Annotated in this window: 2 protein-coding genes and 1 pseudogene; all 3 read right to left on the bottom strand. The window is 69.8% G+C overall.

All coding sequences use genetic code 11. From position 1 onward, the window contains the following. Window positions 1-310: 310 nt before the first annotated feature. Window positions 311-1369, bottom strand: a complete 1059-nt coding sequence (locus tag DD1DGNOD_RS26150; RefSeq protein ID WP_131768951.1) for an anti-sigma factor family protein — start codon at window positions 1367-1369, stop codon at window positions 311-313. After that, window positions 1359-2096, bottom strand: coding sequence for an RNA polymerase sigma factor SigM (sigM, locus tag DD1DGNOD_RS26145; protein ID WP_241256008.1), 738 nt, complete (start codon window positions 2094-2096; stop codon window positions 1359-1361). Before sigM ends, DD1DGNOD_RS26150 begins: the two co-directional genes overlap by 11 nt. A gap of 37 nt (window positions 2097-2133) precedes the next feature. After that, window positions 2134-3114 (bottom strand): annotated as a pseudogene (locus tag DD1DGNOD_RS27570) (hypothetical protein); the annotation flags it as partial.

The following is a 3114-nucleotide window of genomic DNA, read 5'->3' as shown; positions in this document are numbered from 1 at the left end:
CGGCCGGACCGGACCCGATGATGACGACATCCCGGACGTCGGGATCCCGGACGTCCGGGATGCGCGATTCGTTCCCGCTGCTGTGCGCGGTCACATTTCCACCTGTCCCTTCAGATCGCCGGCTGCCGCCGGTGAGGCCGTGCGCCAGCCACAACTGTCCCATTGCGCACCCGATTCCCTCGGGCCGCTCCTGCGCCGCTCCCGGGCTGCTCCTGCACCGCTGCGGCCAGCGGTGTTCGTCACGAGCGGATCGATGACCACCTGCGGGATGAGAGCTATAACGACCTATAACTACCTGCGGGACCTATAACTACCTGCGGGACGTGGTGGTGCTGTACCACAATGCGGCTGCGATGTTGGTCACTCCGCACCGCTCGTCAAGAACGATCACCCGCAGCTCGTCGGGATCGGTGGGGACGGACAGGACGACCAGCACGGCCGGCTGGCCGTCGAAGGCGACGAGATCCAGGGCGATGATGTTACCGCCGGTCTGCGTCGCCAGGCTGAGGTAGCAGGTGCGCAGGTCCGGTTGGGTGAGCTCGGTGACGAGGGATGCTGCCGCGGCGGGTGGACCGGCCGCGGCACCGCCGTAGTCGCGCAGTGGCGCCTGGAAAGTCCCTTTTATCCGGCCGGACAACAGGTCGAGCGTATGCTGAGGGATGCCGGCGACATTAAGCAGGTGTCCCGTATGCGCGAATATCGCTGGCGCGGAGGCTGTGGCGTCCCCGTCGCCGGCCGCTGCGGAGACCGCCGCGCCACTGGTCGAGCTGCCCCCCGCGCTTTGTCGTGTCCCCTCGGATGATCCGGTGATGTCAGCCGAAAGCGGTGCCACGACCTGGCTGACGGCCTCGCCGGCCGAGGTCCGCCCGGTATGCCGGCCCAGTACCCCCATGAAGCCGACCACCGCGACGACGACCGTCAGGCAGGCCACTGCCGCGCTGAGCCACGAGGGGACCTGCCCCGGTCGGGACGACCGGAGGCCGGGGTGACCGCGGCCACGCATCCGCCCCGGCCTCCGGGGATGCGACCGCGGACGCAAGCGGGGCGGCCGCAATGGTCTGAGCCACTTCACCGAGTGTTGCGGCGCCGGCCCGTGGCTGCCCGCCTCGAGCGTGTCGGGGCTGTCGGGGCTGTTCGGCCGGCGGCGATCCTGCTCGATGATCAGAGCGGCGTGCAGCCTTGTCGCGACGTCCTCCGGCATGGTTACCGAGGCCAGCGCCGCGAGGTCACGACGCACCCGGCGCAGCGCCGTCACAGTTTCGCTGCACTGTGGGCAGCCCCGGACGTGGAGTTCCACAGCGGACGCCGAAAGGCCCCCGTCGGCGTAGGCATCGAGGTGCTCCACATCCGGATGCCGATCAGCTGTCATCGCCGACACCTCCTCCGACCGCCTTGGACGTATTGACGTGCCTGCTCTGACTGACGGAATCGAGCGCCGCAGGGTTCCCGGGACGCAGGTAGTCGAGCATTACAGCCAGCTTCGCGCGTCCCCGCGCGCACCGGCTTTTCACCGTGCCCACCGGCACCGCGAGCAGCGCGGAGGCTTCTGCAACCGACCAGCCCTGGATGTCGACGAGCACCACCGCGAGTCGCAGCGTCTCCGGGAGCCGGCCGAGTGCGGATTCAACGGCCAGCCGCGTCTCGCCTTCGACGATCGCGTCGCGCGGTTCGGCCAGTTCACCAGCACCACCGCTACCGCTACCGCTACCGCCGTCGCCGACAGGCAGCGGAACCTGAGGACGGGCCGCGCGGCGGCGCAGCCGGTCCAGACAGGCGTTGACGACGATGCGGTGCAGCCAGGTGGCCACCGACGCCTCGCCGCGGAAGGCCGCGGCACCGCGGTAGGCCGACAGCATTGCCTCCTGGACGGCGTCAGCGGCGTCCTCCCGGTCACGCAGCATGCCCAGCGCCACCGCCCATGCCCGGTTGCTGTGAGCCCGCACCAGCTCGGTAAAGGCGTCCGGGTCGCCGTCGACGTGCCGGCGAAGCAGCTCCCGGTCCTTCTCCGCCGGTGTCGCCGTCCCCGGCGCCGAGGACGGGGAGCTGCCGGCGTCCGGGATGCCGGTCTCGGCGACGGATGGTTCGGAGGAAGTCACGGGACGGCAGCCGGACCGGGGTTGGTGTTCCAGCCGGTCAGGAGCGGAAGGAGACGTCGACGACGGAGCCCTTGAACCGTCCGTCCACCGTCGGCAGCTTGGTCAGCCAAACAACCCAATACTGGTGGGCGGCTGCCGCCGGGACGGACACGGTCGTGCTGGTGGCGACGGTTTCGGGAAGGACAACCGTATACGCGTTCGCGTCGTTCGCGGCGGTGTCACCGGCGCGTAGCTCGAACGCCGTGGGACCGAAACCAAATGCGATCTTCATTTCGCGGATGGTGACGGGTTTGCCGAAGTCCAGCCGAAGACCTACGCCGGACTTGGCGTACCCGCCGAACTGCCTGCCGTCGGTGTTGTTGTATCCCTCCGTTGTCCAGACGGTGGACGGATCACCGTCGATGGCCTTCGGCGCGTCCGCGTCGTTCTCGCCGTCCTGCCCGGGCGGCGGGTCGAACGCCATCACGCTCGGAGTCGGGAGGGCGGCACCCACCTGGGTGGTCGCGGACGGAGCCGGTGCCGGTGCGGCCGGAGTCTTCCGGCCGGTGTCGCGGGTCAGCGCGATCGAAGTCACCGTGACCACGGCGATGATGACGACAAGCCCGGCCAGGATCAACAGCCGGCGGCGCCGCGCCGGGCCGCGCGGACGCCGGGTGTCCCTGTCGTCCGGGTACCCGCTGAGGAAGCCGGGCACCCCCGGTGCGGGTGAATCATGATCACGTCGCCTTTGGTCTTTCGGGAAGTCAGCGCTGTCCGGATGGTCCCGGCTGCCCCGGTAGCCGCTGCGATAGCCACCACCGGGGTCGCCGGGCGGATACGCCGTGTTCCCCGGTGGGTCGTAGGAGTCCGCATCCGACCCGAAGGCGTCCACGTTGTAACCGGCGGTCGAGGTTCCCGTGGTCATGGCCCGCGTCATCGGCGGTTCGTTGTCGAACCGGACCCGGCCGAGGTCCAGGGTGCCGTCCGCGGGAGCGAGCTCCTCGAGCGCTTCGGCGAGATCGACCGCGGACGTGATCAC

It is taken from the genome of Candidatus Protofrankia californiensis (assembly GCF_900634765.1).
In the GTDB taxonomy this organism is placed as follows: Bacteria; Actinomycetota; Actinomycetes; order Frankiales; family Frankiaceae; genus Protofrankia; species Protofrankia californiensis.
The sequence above is the reverse complement of the archived record's forward strand: the minus strand, read 5'-3'. Positions and strand labels throughout refer to the sequence as shown.

Bases quoted from the DNA above. Each gene is read 5' to 3' on its own strand.
- DD1DGNOD_RS26150 (WP_131768951.1), bottom strand. From the start codon at position 1,369: ATGACAGCTGATCGGCATCCGGATGTGGAGCACCTCGATGCCTACGCC.